Source organism: Clostridium sp. C105KSO13 (assembly GCF_001517425.1).
GTDB lineage: Bacteria > Bacillota > Clostridia > Lachnospirales > Lachnospiraceae > Muricomes.
In genome coordinates this window covers 50,429-69,301 of the sequence record NZ_FBWL01000155.1, presented here as the reverse complement: position 1 = coordinate 69,301, position 18,873 = coordinate 50,429, and the positions used below count along the sequence as shown (strand labels likewise).

Annotated in this window: 17 protein-coding genes; 5 read left to right on the top strand and 12 right to left on the bottom strand. The window is 41.3% G+C overall.

The features are described 5' to 3' along the window. Window positions 1-148: 148 nt before the first annotated feature. The 4 genes from BN3456_RS05060 (at window position 149) to rbr (ending at window position 2,407) form a co-directional block, all read left to right on the top strand. Entirely contained in the window at window positions 149-559 is a 411-nt protein-coding gene (locus BN3456_RS05060; RefSeq protein WP_089983053.1) for a Fur family transcriptional regulator, read from the top strand. Between the two features lie 162 nt (window positions 560-721). Then, window positions 722-1,147 carry a Fur family transcriptional regulator gene (locus BN3456_RS05055; protein WP_089983052.1) on the top strand — a complete coding sequence of 142 codons (426 nt, stop codon included), beginning with the start codon at window positions 722-724 and terminating at the stop codon, window positions 1,145-1,147. Window positions 1,148-1,261: 114 nt separating this feature from the next. Next, window positions 1,262-1,804: an NADH peroxidase gene (locus BN3456_RS05050; RefSeq protein ID WP_089983051.1), complete on the top strand. Its 543-nt coding sequence runs from the start codon at window positions 1,262-1,264 to the stop codon at window positions 1,802-1,804. 66 nt (window positions 1,805-1,870) lie between these two features. After that, the gene (gene rbr, locus BN3456_RS05045) at window positions 1,871-2,407 is read left to right on the top strand and encodes a rubrerythrin (RefSeq protein WP_089983050.1); all 537 of its coding nucleotides are present in this window, start codon (window positions 1,871-1,873) and stop codon (window positions 2,405-2,407) included. Between the two features lie 58 nt (window positions 2,408-2,465). On the opposite strand, the gene BN3456_RS05040 is transcribed toward rbr, so the two are convergent. The 6 genes from BN3456_RS05040 to ileS form a co-directional block, all read right to left on the bottom strand. Then, complete coding sequence (locus tag BN3456_RS05040; protein ID WP_089983049.1) at window positions 2,466-2,717, bottom strand: GIY-YIG nuclease family protein; 252 nt, start codon at window positions 2,715-2,717, stop codon at window positions 2,466-2,468. A gap of 79 nt (window positions 2,718-2,796) precedes the next feature. Then, window positions 2,797-3,549, bottom strand: a complete 753-nt coding sequence (locus BN3456_RS05035) for a murein hydrolase activator EnvC family protein (RefSeq protein ID WP_089983048.1) — start codon at window positions 3,547-3,549, stop codon at window positions 2,797-2,799. Between the two features lie 42 nt (window positions 3,550-3,591). Beyond that, window positions 3,592-4,581, bottom strand: a complete 990-nt coding sequence (locus BN3456_RS05030; RefSeq protein ID WP_089983047.1) for a SpoIID/LytB domain-containing protein — start codon at window positions 4,579-4,581, stop codon at window positions 3,592-3,594. Between the two features lie 55 nt (window positions 4,582-4,636). Then, window positions 4,637-5,368, bottom strand: coding sequence for a hypothetical protein (locus tag BN3456_RS05025; RefSeq protein WP_089983046.1), 732 nt, complete (start codon window positions 5,366-5,368; stop codon window positions 4,637-4,639). Between the two features lie 9 nt (window positions 5,369-5,377). Next, window positions 5,378-7,861: a glycogen/starch/alpha-glucan phosphorylase gene (locus tag BN3456_RS05020; RefSeq protein ID WP_242862804.1), complete on the bottom strand. Its 2,484-nt coding sequence runs from the start codon at window positions 7,859-7,861 to the stop codon at window positions 5,378-5,380. Further along, a complete protein-coding gene (gene ileS / locus BN3456_RS05015; RefSeq protein ID WP_089983044.1) occupies window positions 7,858-11,013 on the bottom strand; it encodes an isoleucine--tRNA ligase in 3,156 nt (1,051 codons plus the stop codon). The genes BN3456_RS05020 and ileS overlap by 4 nt, the downstream gene beginning before the upstream one ends. 530 nt (window positions 11,014-11,543) lie before the next feature. On the opposite strand from ileS, the gene BN3456_RS05010 reads away from it, so the two are divergent. Continuing rightward, window positions 11,544-12,737 carry an AfsR/SARP family transcriptional regulator gene (locus BN3456_RS05010; protein WP_089983043.1) on the top strand — a complete coding sequence of 398 codons (1,194 nt, stop codon included), beginning with the start codon at window positions 11,544-11,546 and terminating at the stop codon, window positions 12,735-12,737. Window positions 12,738-12,773: 36 nt separating this feature from the next. On the opposite strand, the gene BN3456_RS05005 is transcribed toward BN3456_RS05010, so the two are convergent. The 6 genes from BN3456_RS05005 to BN3456_RS04985 all read right to left on the bottom strand — a co-directional run bounded on the left by BN3456_RS05005 (window position 12,774) and on the right by BN3456_RS04985 (window position 18,848). Further along, a complete protein-coding gene (locus BN3456_RS05005; protein ID WP_089983042.1) occupies window positions 12,774-14,162 on the bottom strand; it encodes a D-alanyl-D-alanine carboxypeptidase family protein in 1,389 nt (462 codons plus the stop codon). Window positions 14,163-14,228: 66 nt separating this feature from the next. Then, window positions 14,229-14,909, bottom strand: a complete 681-nt coding sequence (locus BN3456_RS05000) for a DNA/RNA non-specific endonuclease (protein ID WP_089983041.1) — start codon at window positions 14,907-14,909, stop codon at window positions 14,229-14,231. Between the two features lie 190 nt (window positions 14,910-15,099). Further along, window positions 15,100-16,341, bottom strand: a complete 1,242-nt coding sequence (locus BN3456_RS16215; protein ID WP_242862803.1) for a hypothetical protein — start codon at window positions 16,339-16,341, stop codon at window positions 15,100-15,102. After that, window positions 16,256-17,026, bottom strand: coding sequence for an ABC transporter permease (locus tag BN3456_RS16210; RefSeq protein WP_242862802.1), 771 nt, complete (start codon window positions 17,024-17,026; stop codon window positions 16,256-16,258). Before BN3456_RS16210 ends, BN3456_RS16215 begins: the two co-directional genes overlap by 86 nt. Further along, complete coding sequence (locus tag BN3456_RS04990; RefSeq protein ID WP_089983040.1) at window positions 17,019-17,783, bottom strand: ABC transporter ATP-binding protein; 765 nt, start codon at window positions 17,781-17,783, stop codon at window positions 17,019-17,021. Before BN3456_RS04990 ends, BN3456_RS16210 begins: the two co-directional genes overlap by 8 nt. Before the next feature lie 81 nt (window positions 17,784-17,864). Then, window positions 17,865-18,848 (bottom strand): sensor histidine kinase, encoded by a 984-nt coding sequence (locus BN3456_RS04985; protein ID WP_242862801.1) that lies wholly within the window; start codon window positions 18,846-18,848, stop codon window positions 17,865-17,867. Between the last annotated feature and the right edge of the window lie 25 nt (window positions 18,849-18,873).

Genomic DNA, 18,873 nt, shown 5'->3' with positions numbered 1-18,873 from the left:
ATAGGCGCGAAGCGCCGCATTTTTCGAGTAAACTGTCAAGTGTTTTTTGACAAAAAAGTGGGGGATTTTAATAAAAAAGGGATCTGAAAGCCTTGGATTTACTGGCTTAGAGATTCCGAGAGATTATCAAATTGGAAGGAGGCCTATATTGACAACGTTAAAGTACAGCCGGCAGCGTGAAGCTATCAAGAAGTATCTGATGGCAACAAAAGAACACCCTACCGCGGATATTGTCTATCTCCATGTAAAGGAAGAATTTCCTAATATCAGTCTTGGGACTGTCTACAGAAACCTGAATCTGCTGACAGATATCGGAGAAGCACTCAAGATTCCTTCACCGGATGGCGCCGATCGATTTGACGGAAACGCAGCGCCCCACAATCACTTTTTTTGCACTGAGTGTGGTAGAGTCCTTGATTTAAATTTAGACATAAAAAAATTAGAAGAAATTAATACAATAGTCTCGAGAAATTTTGATGGTAAAATTGAGTCCAGCAGTGTAACGTTTAATGGTAAATGTAGTAAATGTGTTAAAAAGTCGCATAAAATTCAACAATAACAATTTAAAATATGTTATAAAATAACTCCCGAAAGCAATTAATCTAACTTGTTTTCAGGAGTTTTATTTATTCTGCAATATACTATTGACATTTCCATAAACATGTATTATATTTATATACAGATAACAATTACTATTATTGATTTCGGAAGGGGGTTCCTCATGGCAGCTTTAAAATATAGCCGGCAGCGTGAAGCCATCAAGAAGTATCTGATGTCGACCGGGTCGCACCCAACTGCTGATACTGTTTATTTACATGTAAAGAAGGAATTTCCTAATATCAGTCTGGCAACTGTGTACAGAAATTTAAATCTACTTACAGATATAGGGGAAGCAATCAAGATTACTTTACCGGGCAGTGCCGATAGGTTTGATGGAATTGTTACGCCACATAATCATTTTTTCTGCACCAGCTGTGGAAAAGTTATAAATTTAGACTTTGGTATAGAAGGGTTAGAAGAAATAAATAAAACAGCGGCACAAAACTTTGATGGGAAAATAGAGTCCAGCAACATTACCTTTTATGGAAGATGCAGTGATTGTATCTTCAGGTCAAGACGGATGGGGAACCACCGTCCGCTAGAATAACCTATGTAATTAATATAGAAGGTACAAAAACCTTCTATATTAATATATATCGCCGGGGTTTTAGATACTGCCGGCAGAAAAACAACTAAAAAATATGAGAGAAGGAGATTTACTATGAAAAAATTTGTATGTTCAGTTTGTGGCTACGTTTATGAAGGAGAATCCGCACCGGAGAAGTGTCCTGTCTGCGGCGCACCTGCTGAGAAGTTCAAAGAGCAGGCAGAGGATAAAGCATGGGCTGCAGAACATGTTGTAGGTGTTGCCCAGGGTGCCAGTGAAGACATTATAGATGATTTAAGAGCCAACTTTTCGGGAGAGTGCTCAGAAGTAGGTATGTATCTTGCAATGGCTAGAGTTGCACACAGAGAAGGCTATCCGGAAATTGGTCTATACTACGAAAAAGCTGCTTATGAAGAAGCAGAGCATGCGGCCAAATTTGCAGAATTGCTGGGCGAGGTCATAACAGACAGTACAAAGAAGAACCTTCAAATGAGAGTAGACGCAGAAAACGGTGCAACATCCGGTAAATTCGATCTTGCAAAACGTGCAAAAGAAGCTAATCTGGATGCTATTCATGATACGGTACATGAGATGGCAAGAGATGAAGCACGTCACGGAAAAGCTTTTGAAGGTTTGCTGAAGAGATATTTTGGCTAATCTTCATTGATTCATAAAGGATAAACTGTTATACTATATACAATACATATACTAGGAGGATTTTCAATGTCAAAGTACGAAGGAACAAAAACAGAAAAGAACCTTATGGAAGCCTTTTCAGGTGAGTCACAGGCGCGCAATAAGTACACGTTTTATGCATCTGCTGCTAAGAAGGCTGGTTTTGAGCAGATTTCCGATATCTTTTTGGAGACCGCTAACCAGGAAAAAGAACATGCCAAACTCTGGTTCAAAGAATTCCATGGAATCGGTGATGTTGATGCAAATCTGAAAGATGCAGCCGCAGGTGAGAATTATGAGTGGACAGACATGTACCATCGCATGGCAAAAGAAGCTGAAGAAGAAGGCTTCAAAGAGCTGGCTGTAAAATTTAAAGGTGTGGCAAAAGTAGAGGCTGCCCACGAGAAGCGCTACAACAAGCTTCTTGAACATTTCCGTGCCGGTGAAACCTTCAAAGATGAAGCTCCTCTTGGTTGGAAGTGCAGAAACTGCGGTTTCATATATGAAGGCAATGAAGCTCCGGAAGTTTGTCCGGTATGTGCTCATCCACGTGCCTACTTTGAAAGAAAAGCTGAAAATTATTAAAACCAGGCAAAAAATGCGGCACCTCTGTAATGAGGACCGCATTTTTCCTTTTTATGCATTAATTATTTATGAATCGATGCACTAGTTCCAGCTTTTGTCTGCGTGTCATTTTCTTTATGGCACATTCTCTTTTCATTGCTTCTTCCTTTGTCCTAAATGTCTCAAAGTATACCAGTTCTACCGGCCTATGTGCCTTTGTATACTTAGCACCTCTGCCCTGATTATGGTCACTGATACGCTTCTCCAGATGATTTGTCCATCCGGTATATAAACTCCCATCCCCACATCTTAATATATATGTATAATTCATGATCGCTGTCTACTCCTTTGCATATATTATAGCATTAAAAAGGGCATAGCATATTTAATTTTTGCTACGCCCTAAATCATTATGATTCCATAAAATCCATGGGGTTTACCGGATCTCCATCTTTTAGTAACTCGAAATACAGGTTGGGACCCTCTACACTGTAGTATTTTGTAGGTTCGCTCATGTATCCTACAGTTTCTCCTGCAGCTACATAGTCGCCAATTTCCAGGGGAACCTCTTTCAGCTGTCCATATACTGCGCTGTATCCGTTTCCCATATCCAATGTTACTGTAACTCCTGTCTGGGCGGTCTGTTCTATATTTGATACAACGCCTGCCGCAGAGGCTCCTATCTCTTCTCCCACATCCCCGCCAATGACCAGGGCCGGATTGTATTTATACTGTTCCAGCGTAGAGAAGTAAACGGTCTGATCCATGCTGTAATTAATCAGTACAGCTCCGCTGGCTGGCCATGTAAGCTGGCTGCTCTCGTCGAAAAATACTTCTGCTGCGTTTCCTGCTGTACCGGTTGTATCTGCTGCACCGTCATCTTGTGTATCATTTTCTTTTTCTGCTGTATCATTTTCTGTGGATGTATTGCCTTCAGCTTCGGGCAGGACAATGTCGTTTGTCGTTGTTGCCTCGCTTTTTTCTTTTGTAAGTTCATCTGTCTCTTCTTCGGCTTTCGCAAGCTGCTCATTCACTTTTTTCTCATAATTGTTGAATGTATATGCTCCTACCATCACAATTACAGCAACAAAACAAATTACGATACCGACCGCTGCGCCTTTTCCTTTTATTGAAAATGGCTTTTCGTTCTTATTCTTATTCATATTCATCACCTCTGGCTATATTTTTGCCAGAAAAGTGATACCTTATTCTACTTTTGCAAATATTTCTCCACCATCCGTCAGTTTCGTGTCTTCAAAAAAATTTTGAAGAATTTCTTCATAGTTTTTTCCATTCTTAGCCATATCATTTGCCGTCCACTGGCTCATCCCCAGACCATGGCCGGTCCCTACCGTTGTAATGCGGATTCCTCCGTCTGCCTCCTGCAGGGTGAACGAACTAGAGGACAGAGAAAGGGCCTCGCGAAATTGCTCACCCGAGCAGACTGTGTCCCCGATTCGAAGCTTTGACACATAACCTGCTGAATCATATTCCTGAATCTCAAAATCCGAAAAATGGTAAGTCTTTTCTGCACTCTCCTTATCGACAGCTACTAAAAACGGCTGACATTTTGTCTGGATTTCCTTGTATTCCAGATTATAAACATGCATCTCATCCTTTGCTTTTTTATCTTCCGGACATTCCCTGACAACGAGGTAGGGATAATCCGGACTTCCCAGAACCTCCTGGCCGTTTCTTGTTTTCCCGTTGCTGGACTGGTGAAACGGAACGAAAGCATAGGTGTCATTATAGTACAGTACTTGATTTGATGTTTCATCCATGGCCTTTTTTAGTTTAGCATAATAAGTGTCATATTTCTTTGCTCCCCACTTCTTTTCCAGATCTTTTGTACTTAAATAGCTGTCCTTAAGTGCCTTTTCTTTATCATCGTCCAGCATCTGGTAAAGATGAGTTCTGATAAGTACAGCCTGGGCTTTCAGCGCCTCCTCTTCATATGTCTCAGGCATTTCCTTTGCAAGAACCCCTATAAAGTACTCAGTCCAGGGAATTTTAATCACTTCCTCCTTGCTGTCCTGAGCTGTGTTTTTTACCTGCACATAGGCACTGCCTTCCTTTTCTGCGGCTTTCATATCTCCTCCATTTACAAAAACGGTCACTACATAAGGAAGTAATATTAAAATGATTAAAAATGAGCAGCCCACCTTAAACTTCTGCTTCATATAACGTTGTCCCATTAAAATGCCCTCCATATTGAAATATATGAAGGGCATAAAAAGTACATTCATTTTTTTACATATTTATTGTATCTGTCTTTTCCTGATCTGCCGGTTCCCTTAAGTCTGTTTGAGTTTCTTCTTCTGCATCTGCTTCTGAATCGAGCTCCATTCCCGGATTAAAATCTTTGTTTCTCATTACAAAGAAACAGATAGACTCATAAAGAGGTATTGTGCTGCACAATACAGCGTGTGCAACAGACATATTTTTCGTTGTAAACCTTTCCAGAATCTGATGGTTTACCAGCACCCCAAATACCTTATATATTGCCTCGTAAGCAATAAGCAGAATAATCCAGATAATTACCAGAACGATGATTCCCAGCACAGTCCCCGGGCCTATCTGAGGGGCGTAGGAGTATGAATAGTCCCCATAAGAGCGATAATCAAACAAACTGGAAAATACAGTTCCAAAGCCCACAACAATAATCAGCAGATAAAATATGAAATTCACTGCCCCGGCAATAAATGGCAGCGCAAGAAGCCATATTCCGGGATTTTTGATGTTTTTTGATTTCAGCGTAATACTTCCGCCCAATTCGCCGTGCAGATATGTTCTTGCAAAGGGAATGAACGCAAGCCACGGAGAATCCATCCCCTGGCGTTTTGCAATGGTGAACATACCAATTCCCTTAAATATATAGCTGATAACATAAAAAATAAAACAAAGTGCAAGTATAATCATATAGATAGCCAGAATCCCTGTCATTACCGAATCCATATTCCCATAGTTGTAATAATCAAACATAAATACCTCCTATTCCATCGATCCCGATGGTACAGCCACTTTTTCCAGTTTCCAGATATCCTTCACATACTCTTCTATTGTTCTGTCAGAGGTAAACTTTCCGCTGCATGCCGTATTCATAAGTGCTATCTTGGACCAACTGTATTCCTCTCTGTAGGTCTCTTCCACTCTTTTCTGAGCCTCTGCGTAAGACCGGAAATCTTTCAGAATAAAATACATGTCTGCTCTATCTGTGGATTCTGTATTAAGAAGCGAGTTGTACAGATTTCGGTACATATTGTGATCGCCTCCCGAATAGGTTCCGTCCACAAGCTGATCGATTACACGCTTTAGCTCCCAGTCGTTAAAATAAACATCCACTGGGTTATACTCTCCGTTATTCTCGTAGTTAATAACCTCCTCAGAGGACAAACCAAAGATAAATGCGTTCTCCTCCCCAACTTCTTCTACAATCTCTACGTTTGCACCATCCATCGTGCCCAGTGTAGGAGCACCGTTTAACATAAACTTCATATTCCCGGTTCCGGATGCCTCTTTTGAAGCAGTGGAAATCTGTTCACTTACATCTGCAGCCGCAAATATCAATTCCGCATTGGATACCTTGTAATCCTCTATAAATATAATTTTTAGCTTTCCATTAATACTTCTGTCATTATTCACAATCCCTGCTACAGAGTTAATCAATTTAATCGTCTCTTTCGCTCTTTGGTATCCGGCCGCCGCCTTAGCTCCAAAGATAAAGGTTCTTGGATAAAACGACATTTCAGGATGCTCCTTAATTTGATTATACAGATACATAATATGCAAAATGTTCAGAAGCTGCCGTTTATATTCGTGCAGTCGCTTTACCTGTACATCAAAAATAGATTCCGGGTTTACATCTATACCATTATGCTCTTTGATGTATTTTGTCAGACGTACCTTATTATGATATTTTATCTGCATAAATTCTCTTCTGGCCTGCTCATCGTTTATCAGAACTTTTAGGTTTCCTATCTTTGACAAGTCTGTAATCCATCCGTCTCCTATTCTGGCTGTAATCCAGTCCGCAAGAAGAGGGTTCCCGTGAAGAAGAAAGCGTCGCTGGGTTATGCCGTTTGTTTTATTATTGAACTTTTCCGGCATCATCTCATAAAAATCCTTCAATTCCTGATGCTTCAGAATTTCTGTGTGGAGCTTTGCCACTCCGTTGACAGAGAATCCGGAAATAATTGCCATACGTGCCATATGCACCTGTCCGTCCCAGAGAATGGCCATTTTTCTGACTTTTTCCTCATTACCTGGATATTTTGCGCGTACCTCATTGACAAATCTACGATCTATTTCCTGTACAATCTGGTAAATACGGGGAAGGAGCTTTGAAAATAAGTTTACAGGCCATTTTTCCAGTGCTTCTGCCATAATTGTGTGATTTGTATAAGCACAGGTCTTTGTTGTCACATCCCAGGCTTCCTCCCAGCTTAATCCCTCCACATCAATCAAAAGGCGCATCAGTTCTGGAATTGCCACCGTAGGATGTGTGTCGTTCATTTGTATCACAACTTTCTCAGGAAGCTTCCTGATATCGTCATGATGCTTTTTATATTTTGCAACCATAGCCTGCAAACTAGCAGAAATAAAGAAATACTGCTGTTTCAGCCTGAGTTCTTTACCGGCATAATGATTGTCATTGGGATACAATACATCTACAATCATCTTTGCAAGATTTTCCTGCTCCACTGCTTTGTGATAATCCCCCCGGTCAAAGGAAGCCAGAGAAAAGTTGGTGATAGCCTCTGCGTCCCAGATGCGCAATGTATTAACTACGTGGCTGCCATATCCCACGATAGGCACGTCATAAGGAATTGCCCGGACAGATTCGTAGTTCTCCTGAATAAATATATCCTTTCCGGTCTCAGGATCCTTCTCAAACCGGATATCCCCTCCAAAACGCACCTCCTTGGCATATTCTTCTCTGCGAAGTTCGAAAGGATTTCCTTCCTTAAGCCAATCATCCGGGGTCTCAACCTGATATCCGTTTTCAATCTTCTGCTTGAACATCCCATACCGGTAACGGATACCGCATCCGTAAACATGGTAATTCAATGTTGACAGGGAATCCAGAAAACATGCCGCTAACCGTCCAAGGCCACCGTTTCCAAGGGCCGGATCCGGCTCCTGGTCTTCTATCACATTCAGATCAATGCCCATCTCTTCCAGAGCTTCTCTAACCTCTTTATAAGACAACATATTAATCAGGTTATTACCCAGGGCGCGCCCCATAAGAAATTCCATGGACATATAATATAGCATCTTTGCGTCCTTCTTACGGTTTTCTTCCTGTGTAGCCAGCCAGTCATCTATAATGATATCTTTTACCGCGTAAGATACTGCCTGAAATATCTGCTGGGCTGCAGCCTCCTCAATGGTCTTCCGATACAATATTTTCACGTTATCTTTTACTGTTTCTTTAAAGGTTTCCTTCTCAAAACGCGCACTGTACGTCAATATCACATCGCCTCCTTTTCTACACCCATCGTCACGGCTTCCCCGTTTACCTTCCATTCTTTTATATATCCGGCCGGAGCTGCTTTCACGACTTCATCTGCCAGCACTTCACCTCCAATTTCTTCGCCATATGTTGCAAAAATTCCCTCCGCTTTTTCACTACCTGTATAAGTGACTTTAATTTTATCCATAACCTGGAAGTCAGCCTCTTTTCGCATAGTCTGAATCTTGCTGATAATCTCCCGCACAAAACCTTCCTCTAAAAGTTCTTCCGTTAGGTTCGTGTCCAGGACTACTGTAATTCCATTATCGTTTTCAGAAACATAACCTTCTATCTGCGCTGTATCTATCAATAAATCTTCCTTGAATAATGTAATCTCCCGGTCATTGATATTCAGTTTCAAAGAACCTGTTTCATTGACTTCATCCATCGCGGCGTTTCCATCCAGCTTATCCAGGGTGGATTTGATACTTCCTAACATTTTACCATATTTTGGTCCCACTGTCTTCAGCTGTGGTTTAAAACTATATGAAGTAAAGGATCTAACGTCCTCTGTAAAATCAATATGTTTTATGTTCAGTTCATCTGCCACGATTTCCTGATAGAACTCAGGCAGTACAAAGGCCGCTTTCACAAACATCCGCCCAATTGGCTGGCGGTTCTTAATATTCGCAGTATTTCTGCAGGCGCGCCCCATAACTACAAGCTTCAGAACATTTGCCATATCAGCTTCCAGCTCTTTGTTGATGCGTGCTTCATTCACAGTCGGGAAGTCACAGAGGTGGATGCTTTCCGGAGCCTCATTGTCAATACTGCGGACAAGATTTTGATATATTTCCTCTGCCATAAACGGAATCATGGGAGCAGCTGTCTTTGCTGTCGTCACAAGGGCAGTATACAATGTCATATAAGCATTAATTTTATCCTGTTCCATTCCCTTTGCCCAGAAACGTTCACGGCTTCTTCTTACATACCAGTTGCTCATATCGTCCACGAAGTCCTGCAGCGCTCTCGCACTTTCCGGAATCCGGTAATTTGCAAGATTTTCATCCACTGTTTTCACCAAACTGTTCAGACGGGATAAAAGCCACTTATCCATAACATTCAGTTTATCGTACTTTAGACTGTATTTTGTGGCATCAAAGTCGTCAATGTTAGCATACAGTACAAAGAATGCGTAGGTGTTCCACAAGGTTCCCATAAATTTGCGCTGCCCTTCCTGGACTGCTTTGCCGTGGAAACGATTTGGCAGCCAGGGAGCACTGTTAACATAGAAATACCAGCGAATCGCATCTGCACCATACTGGTTTAACGCATCAAAAGGATCTACGGCATTTCCTTTCGACTTGCTCATTTTCTGTCCATTTTCATCCTGAACATGTCCCAGCACGATTACATTCTTATACGGTGATTTATTAAACAGTAAAGTGGAAACTGCCAGCAAAGAATAAAACCATCCTCTTGTCTGGTCTACAGCTTCGGATATAAAGTCTGCCGGAAACTGCTGCCTGAACAGATCCTGATTTTCAAATGGATAGTGATGCTGGGCAAAAGGCATAGAACCACTGTCAAACCAACAGTCAATTACCTCTGGTACACGGTGCATCTCTCCCCCACACTCCGGACACTTTATTGTGACTTCATCGATATATGGACGGTGAAGCTCAATATCCTGGGGGCAATTGTCAGACATAGACTTTAATTCTTCAATACTGCCGACAGAGTGCTGGTGTCCACAGGAACACTCCCAGATATTTAATGGAGTCCCCCAATAGCGGTTACGGCTGATTCCCCAGTCCTGCACATTCTCCAGCCAATCACCGAAACGACCTTTTCCGATATTCTCAGGAATCCAGTTGATTGTATTATTGTTGGCAATCAAATCTTGCTTCACCGCTGTCATCTTAATAAACCAAGATTCACGTGCATAGTAAATCAGAGGCGTGCTGCATCTCCAGCAGTGTGGATAACTATGTTCAAACTTCGGCGCATCAAAGAGAAGCCCCCTCTCTTTCAAATCCTTTAATACCAGCGGATCTGCCTTCTTTACGAAAGTGCCGGCAAAGGGAGTCGTCTCTCCCATCAGCCCTTTTTCATCCACCAACTGTACAAAAGGCAGCTTATATTTCCTTCCTACCTGGGCATCATCTTCACCAAATGCTGGTGCAATGTGGACAATTCCGGTACCATCCGTCAATGTTACATAAGTATCACAGGTTACGAAGAAAGCATTCTTTTTCTGCTTTGCCGCAACATCTGCCGCACATTGAAACAGTGGCTCATATTCTTTGTATTCCAGGTCTTTTCCTTTATAAGTTTCAAGAACTTCATATGCAGATTTTCCGTCCTCTGTCAGTTTTCCAAGCACAGTATCCGCAAGTGCCCGGGCAATATAATACACATATCCATCCGCCGCCTTTACCTTTGCATAGTCCTCCTTTGGATTTACGCAGAGTGCCAGATTCGAAGGCAGTGTCCACGGGGTAGTCGTCCATGCCAGAATATAAGCATCTTCATCTTTTACTTTAAATCTTACAATTGCGGAGCGTTCTTTTACATCCTTATACCCCTGTGCAACCTCCTGGGCAGAAAGAGGGGTTCCACAGCGCGGGCAGTAAGGCACAACTTTAAATCCTTTGTATAATAAATCTTTATCCCAGATTGTTTTCAATGCCCACCACTCGGACTCAATAAAGTTATTATCATATGTCACATAGGGGTGTTCCATATCGGCCCAGAAGCCAACTGTGCTGGAGAAGTCCTCCCACATACCTTTATACTTCCATACGCTTTCTTTACATTTATCAATGAAAGGTTCCAGCCCGTATTCTTCAATCTGTTCCTTGCCGTCCAGCCCCAGAGCTTTTTCCACTTCCAGCTCCACCGGAAGACCGTGGGTGTCCCACCCGGCCTTCCGGGGAACCATACAACCTTTCATCGTCCGATATCTTGGAATCATATCTTTAATAACGCGTGTCAATACATGGCCAATGTGAGGCTTGCCGTTGGCAGTCGGAGGTCCGTCATAAAAAATATACTTCGGCGCTCCTTCCCTTTCATCCATGCTTTTCTGGAAAATATCGTTGTCATCCCAGAATTTTTCAACTTCCTTTTCACGCTCAACAAAATTCATATCTGTAGAAACTTTTTTGTACATAGTCATCCTTTCCTTTCTGACTTTAGATAGAATCCGGCTTGCCAGACTCTTGTGACGGGGCACAGCCGTTTTAACGACCAGATTCCTGCCACATAAAAAGCTTCCATCCTGTAATAGGACGGAAGCTTTAGCTTGCGTATATACCACCTGTTACAACATACTCAGATAGAAAACCGTCCTTTATATGCGTTCCCATAACGGAGGAATCCCGTCAGCCCCTACTGTCGGTTCGCGGGCTGCGGCTCGGAAGTGATGTTCAGAAATATCTTATTCATACCGGGCTTCCACCTCTCCCGGCTCGCTGAAACTTTCAGATATAACCTACTGTCTTCGTCAAAGCCTTTTTAAGTCTATATGAAAGTATTATATGAAAACACCTTTTAATAGTCAAGGCATTCTGCTGAATTTGGACGATATTTGTTGAACTATCGTTTTTCTGTGTGATATAATCTCATTAAATGTAACAGTTAAGCCATCAGCTCTATTCCGCTGAACTGTTACAGCCAAATATTGTTAAGGAGAATCATTGAATGAGAAGAAAACATGATCTTCGTATCCGCTTTTTTAACGAATTTTCGATATCAAGCTCATATTATGAGTACGCGCCAAGCTCACATAACAGCACACAGCTTGCTCTGTTGATATCCTACCTGGTAGCCAACCGAGACACGAAAGTCCCAAAAGAAGTACTGATGTCCATGCTCTGGCCTGAAGAAAAGGGCAAAGAACCGGTGGGAGCTCTCCGTAACCTAGTGTACAGAGCAAGAAAAGAGCTGCAATGTCTGTACCCGGACAGGGATGTGGACTACATTAAATTTACCCAGGATGCTTATTACTGGAATCCCGATCTGTACTGCCAGATTGATATTGTAGATTTTGAAAATTATAATAATCAGGCACACCAGGAAACAGACCCGGAAAGACAATTCCGTTATTATTATCGGATGAGCCGGCTGCACACAGGAGAGTTTCTTTCAAATCTCACATCTGTGGAATGGGTGCAGTATCGCTACACTTATTATAAGAATATGTATATTAACTGCGCTCTCAATATGTGTGAGTATCTCTATACCAGGTCACACTATGATGAAACTATTTCTTTATGTGATAAGTTTATTATACTTTATCCCGAAGAAGAAGGCTTTTATCGTTACAAAATACTGTCTTACCTGCGTGTAAATTCTGTTAAGACCGCCCTGGAATATTATCATACGACCCTTGACTTTTTTTCTTCCAGATATGGTACGGATATCAGTGATTCACTCAGGAATATTCATCAGGAAATTTTGGCACGCCTGCCCAATACAAAGTGCAGCATTGATGAGCTTGAGGTGACTCTTGAAGATACTGTCGAAGCTGATAAGACTTTTTACTGCAATTTGGATATATTTAAGAATATATATCAATTGAAAGCCAGATCAGCACAGCGGTCAGAAGACAAATACTATTTGCTGCTGCTTACGCTGCTGCCTGCCAAAAAGGATAATATACCTGATTCTGTAAAGACAAAAGAAGTTATGAATGCCCTGTATCGGATTCTTTCAGTTAACCTGAGGAAAAACGATGTTTTTACCAGAACATCTCTCACACAGTATTCCGTTATACTTACAGTGACGGATAACAGTAATTTAAACCTCATTTCTCAGCGTATATTAAAGGCTTTCAAAGATATACACAATGATACGGAAATCCTCATTGATATTGACTGGAAAATCATCGAATAAACTGTGAATTATTCGGCTAAAAAGGACAGCACTCCTTTACTTTCTGTACTGTCCCTTTTTCTTTCCTCTATATAGTAATACCGTGCCCAGTAATATCAAAAATATCACTGCTGTTCCCGTAGCTGCAAAGAGTTTTGGTTTTCTATTGTCTTTAAGTTCTGAAGAATTATCTTCGGATATATTTTTCTGCTTACTTTCTGTATTTTCCTTCTCTGCCACAGAAGCTTTCCCTGACAGTTTGTTATATCCATCTTCTGTCAGAACAACAGATGCACTTCCTACATTCTGTCCTTTGCAGGTATAAGTAATCTTTCCGTTTCGAATGCCATCTTCTGTTAAAGTTATATTTTTTTTTAGTTGGGAAAAATCTTCTCCCTTGGGCAGAACTACATAGCTTTCAGGGTTATTGAAGTGCCCTATGTCTCTTGATGTTTCCTTATCTTTTACAGGTACTTTTTCAAAGTTATCAAAAACATAATCAAACATTGCTTTGGTGTCCGTGTAGGCATCTACTCCATAATCATAAAGTACGACCGCCGCAAGATGCATCTTCCCATTATCTGCCATTGTTACCAGTGTAGTTTTAGCCTGATCTGTATAACCTGTTTTTCCTCCGGTACAGTATTTATAATAATAGTAGTTCTCCGGCCAGAGCATTTTATGATTCTGTTGAAAAACCCGATCCTCTTTCGTCCTGTTCGTAGGCCCTATTTTATATTCCAGTGTTCCCATGATTTTCCTAAATTCTTCCTGCTGATACACAGCCGATGCAATTAATGCCATGTCATGTGCCGTTGTATAATGCTGGTCATCGTGAAGACCGTTGGCATTCATCCAGTGGGAATTTGTGCAGCCCAGCTCCGCGGCCCTTTCGTTCATCTTCTGTATAAAGGTGTCATAATTGCCGCCCAGTCCCTGTACTCCTACATTCTCGGCAACTGCGTGTGAGACTTCATTCGCAGATGCCAGAAGAACTGCGTGCAGAGCATCGTCAAGATTAAGTTCCTCCCCTGCCTGCATACCAATCTGGGCGTCATCATACTGTAGGAAGGATATGCTGTCCTCTGTGAACTTCATTGTATCTGTCAGTTCCGCATTTTCCAATGCTATCAATGTGGTTAACAGCTTTGTGATACTGGCCGGAAAGTGCTGTTTGTCTCCATTCTTCTCGAATAGAACGGCGCCGCTTTCCATATCCATCACCACAGCCGAATCTGCATAAACCTTAGGACCCTGAGGCCAGCCGGAAAGCTTGTTTGTATCAGCCTCCGCTGCATAAGAATCTGCCCTTTCTTTTTCCTCATCTGCCGCAAGCTCTTCCTCAGTCTTTTCCTGGATTTCTGCTTCTTCTGCACGCACTGTTGTCGGGGAAAGTATCAGTAAGGCAATAGCCATAATAAAAAATAATATCCTTCGTATTCTCATGATGTCCTCCAAAAATATAGTTACACTACAGTATACACCATTACGATAAAATATACGAATTCTTTCTCAAATCATTGGCACAGTATCGGGATTAACATTATCAAAATCTTCCACAATTTTTTTACCTTTAATTACATATTCAAAATGATAGTGTGCTGGAATTTGGGTCATTGTATTGGGATATGTGATTGTAGCAATAAAATTTTTGCAGCCTCCCGCATCCCTAATCACTTTCTCCATATACGCTTGATTTCCATGTCTGTTTAACACTCTGTTTTGCGGAGTAATGTTATACGCATTAGCTACTCCTCCGAGAGAATCGGCTATAACATGTCCTTCATCTAAATCCTTTTGCTCAGTACCGGGAACTTTTGCTTCATCATCAAAATATCTTCCGGCAGAATTAACAGCCTCCTTTGACTCATCTTGTATAATAATCTTATCTGCAGTCACATGAATCAATTGCGCATATTCATTTGTAAACGCCCAATATGTTCTATTCCCATAACCAACATTCACCGCAACCCGTGACTGCCTAACCCCTGACAGGTTATCGCCATCCACCTCAATAATCTTATATGTCACCCCATTATACTCTATCGAGTCTTTATTGTTTTTTATCTTTATGTTACTGAATGCGCCCACAGAATCTGTAACGGTTGATTCATTAGGATCCGAATTAAACAGCGCTAAACCTATAAATAAAAACAATAATAATACAAATACTTTTACAGATTTTTTTCTCAATGTTTTTTTTCCCTCATTTTGTTATTCCTAATCCTAAAGTCAAATTACTTGTAACTATATTCTCCCCTTTTCTTCCTTTTTATTATGAGCTGCGATTTTAATACATATCCATTGAATACGACAACATCAAAAAAGGACTGCAATTTTGTCATTAAACAACTTGCAGTCCACTTAATTCGGGGCAGACATTTCATTTTTTTGTTTCTATATTTCTTTTAAATCCCACATAGGTTGCCATGAAATATATCATATATATCCCAAAGAATAATACAACAGAAATTCCAAAATACTGCAGAACAGAGGTGTGCACACCTGTCCCAATGATAAAAATCTTGCTGACACGTACGATAATACTTCCGCTGATAAGCACCGCAAACAAAGCAGGGCAAAGATAATATGCCGCAAGCTCTCTGGTAATCAGTTGATGAATCTCTGAGCGTTCCAATCCTATTTTAGCCAGTACATCATACCTGAATTTATATTTTGCGGAATCACTTAGCTGCTGGACAGACAGTACTGTAAGTGCAGCACATAAAAATACCAGGCCCATGTAAAAAGCCGGAACAATCAATGATGCCAGCATATACTTAACTTCAGGTATCGCATTATCCCTCACCAGATTTGTTTCACTGTAACTGACGATGTTATCCGAACCGGTGCAGCTGTTTCCATTTAATGGGAGATCAGCATGTCCGGCAAAATCCTGCTCTTCTTCAGGTACCAGACCATCCAGTTTTTTCATTAACCCGGCAGGAGACTTCCCTTTAAGGTCAACTGCCATTTCCGAATAATATGATTGCATCGTCCGAATGACATGATCGGGAACTATCAAAATATAATCACCTCCATTATGCCCGTCCTGAGAAAATGGCTCCACATAAATGCCGCCACAGGCTAACTCTTTATCCCCCTTTGCATCTGTTATTTTAAGTCCCTTCGGCATTTCCTCCACTTCCGCACTCAGCCGGCCCTTTATCTGGATTGCATATTGCCGTTCTGTCAAAGCAATTTCCTTGTACCCTAGCATTTTTCTCAGATAATTGTAGTCTGACAGACCCATGTAGGTATCATAAATGCAGTATACCCCCTCGGTTTTAAGAGCCTTTTCTATCTTTTTCATGTTGGGACGTCCGTCCTTTTCTCGGTACATATTTCCAAATGTCTGCAGGTTCGTATACATCCAGACATTTGCCTGATTGGTCTGATTTGTATAGACATGATAAATGTACGAGTCCTTGATTTCCGTATTCTTATTTAATATTTCCAGCTCATCACGGAAATCATCCTCCATATCCGGACTGTAAATCTGAACATCAAAAGGCCACTTCGTATCCAGTATCTTATTCTCATAATCGCTGAACATCATTGCCACAGAACTTCCCATCAGAGCAATAGTAAAAAGTGCTGTCAGTGTTCCCATGGTAAACTGCATAGTCCGCACCTACGCTGGAAAGTCCCGGAAAAGCAGTCCAGATTGCAACAATAATAGCGCTTGATATCGGAAACAACAGGCGCTTGATTCCCTCATGGGATTCTTTGATTTCCTCATTCTGACGTTTTGCATTCATGAGATCATGAATGTTCATTTTCTTAAACCTTCGTTTGCAACGGAAAAGTGCCAGCAGATAACTTCCTGCATAAAACAGCAATGTTATCAAAAAGGTATATTTATTAAGAGTCGGATGAAACCTGTATTCTACATGTAACATGTTTCCGAGAACCGCCATTAAAACCTGCTGCAGCAAAATTCCGGCCGCTATCCCGGGAAGAAAGGCAAAAATTCCAAGCAAAATATTCTCCCGCATATAAAGTCTTGCAATAGCTTTTTTCTTCATGCCTAAAAGCATGTATATTCCAAATTCACTGCTTCGTCTTTCCAGCATAAACCGCACCATATAGTTAATCAGCCATGCAACAATCAGAACAATAAAAAAAGTAGCCACCCCCGTCATCATCTGCATCAGCTGCGCTATTTCAAACATTCCGGTGAGTTTTTTATCAAAGAGGAGACTGCTAAAGACATACATAAGTGCAGTAACAACAGCCATGGTGAACATATAAACCAGATAATCTTTTGCAGAACGCAGAACATTTCGAAAAGCAAGTTTACTATACATTGGACAGTTCACCCCCTGTCAATGACAGCACATCCAAGATCTCCTGCAGAAACTCTCTGCGTTTTTTCCTTCCTCTCACAAGCTCATGAAATATCTTTCCATCCTTTAAAAATAGTATCCTGCTGCAATAGCTAGCGGAAAAGGCATCATGCGTCACCATGAGTATTGTCGCCTGCATGGATTGATTCATCTCGGTAAATGTCTCCAGCAAAATCTGTGCCGATTTAGAGTCCAGTGCACCGGTAGGCTCATCAGCAAGTAAAAGTTTTGGATGATTCACCAAGGCTCTGGCACAGGCGCAGCGCTGCTTCTGTCCCCCTGATACCTGATAGGGAAACTGGCCTCGAATGTCTTCAAGTCCAAGTAATTGCAGCATCTGATTGCTTTGTTTTTGAATCATCTTCCTACTGCCCCTGCGTATAGTAAGTGCAAGTATAATGTTTTCCTCAATGGTCAGTGTATCTAAAAGATTATAGTCCTGAAACACAAAACCAAGATTGTTCTTTCTAAATTCGGACAATTTATCCTCTGACAACTCCGTAATGTCTGTATTTCCATAAAAAATATGACCTGCTGTTACCTGGTCAATCGTAGCAAGCATATTTAAAAGAGTGGTCTTTCCCGAACCGGAAGCCCCCATGACACCTACGAACTCTCCTTCTTCAACAGTAAAACTTACCCGGTCTACAGCTTTGGTCACATTGGGACCATTACCATAATATTTTTCAATGTCACATACTCGAATATATCCGTTCATTCTCTGTCACTCCTCTTATATTGATAGCTTTATTCTACCAATTATAAGCAGTCTCTGGTATGAGTAAATCTTACAGTTATCTTACACTTTTGAAAGATAACTGCTGATTGGGAAATCCAAAATCATTCGGGTTCCTTCTCCGGCTACAGACTCCGCCCAGACTTCAACTCCAAGTTTCTGACACAGTTTTCGGCACAGATACAGTCCCATACCTGTAACACGCTCATGACTGCGCCCGTTGCTGCCCGTAAATCCTTTTTCAAAAATACGTGGCAGATCATTTTCCCCAATGCCTGTTCCGTTGTCTTCCAACGTCAGCCAGACCCCCTGTGCCTGTTTTGTTGTATAGATTTTAAGCATCGGAGCACTTCCCCGGTACTTGACGCTGTTCAGAATCATCTGGTTCAATATGAATGCGACCCATTTTTTATCTGTGTATACTAAATCCGGGCAATCCACTTCTGCCTGCACCTGGTTCTGAATCAGATAACCGCGGGTTTTCACTAACACCTCGTATACTACTTCCTCAAGATTTGTCTCGGAAATCAAATAATCCTTGTACACCTCATCTGATCGGGCATAATAAAGTGTCATATCCACATAGTTTTCAATTTTCTGATTTTCCAGTCCTATGGTCCGGAATTCCTCTACATCGCCCATCCTGCGGTTTTCACATGTCAGTGCAATACTCGTAATCGGCGTCTTTATCTCATGGACCCAGCTTTCTATGTATTCTCTGTAATCTTTCTTCTCATCTTCAATCTGATGTATCCTTTCGATAACTGATTTATTAGATTTTCGAATCATCTCTCTGTACAGTCTATCCTCAAGACGATAGGAATCGGGCAGCATTTCACCCAGAAGATAGCGCTGATCAAGCTGATTTAGCATCTTCTCTATCCGGCAGAAATAATGGTGTCTCTGGATAAACGTTACCAGCAGCCACATACACACTATAAGCACCCAGAATATCTCAATCAATATAAGATCAGAAGAAGAATAGCCTGTTATATGCAGATATATACCCATTACACACATACAGAAAACATGTAACAATATGAGCAAAAATTTATCCTTAAGAAAATCAAGC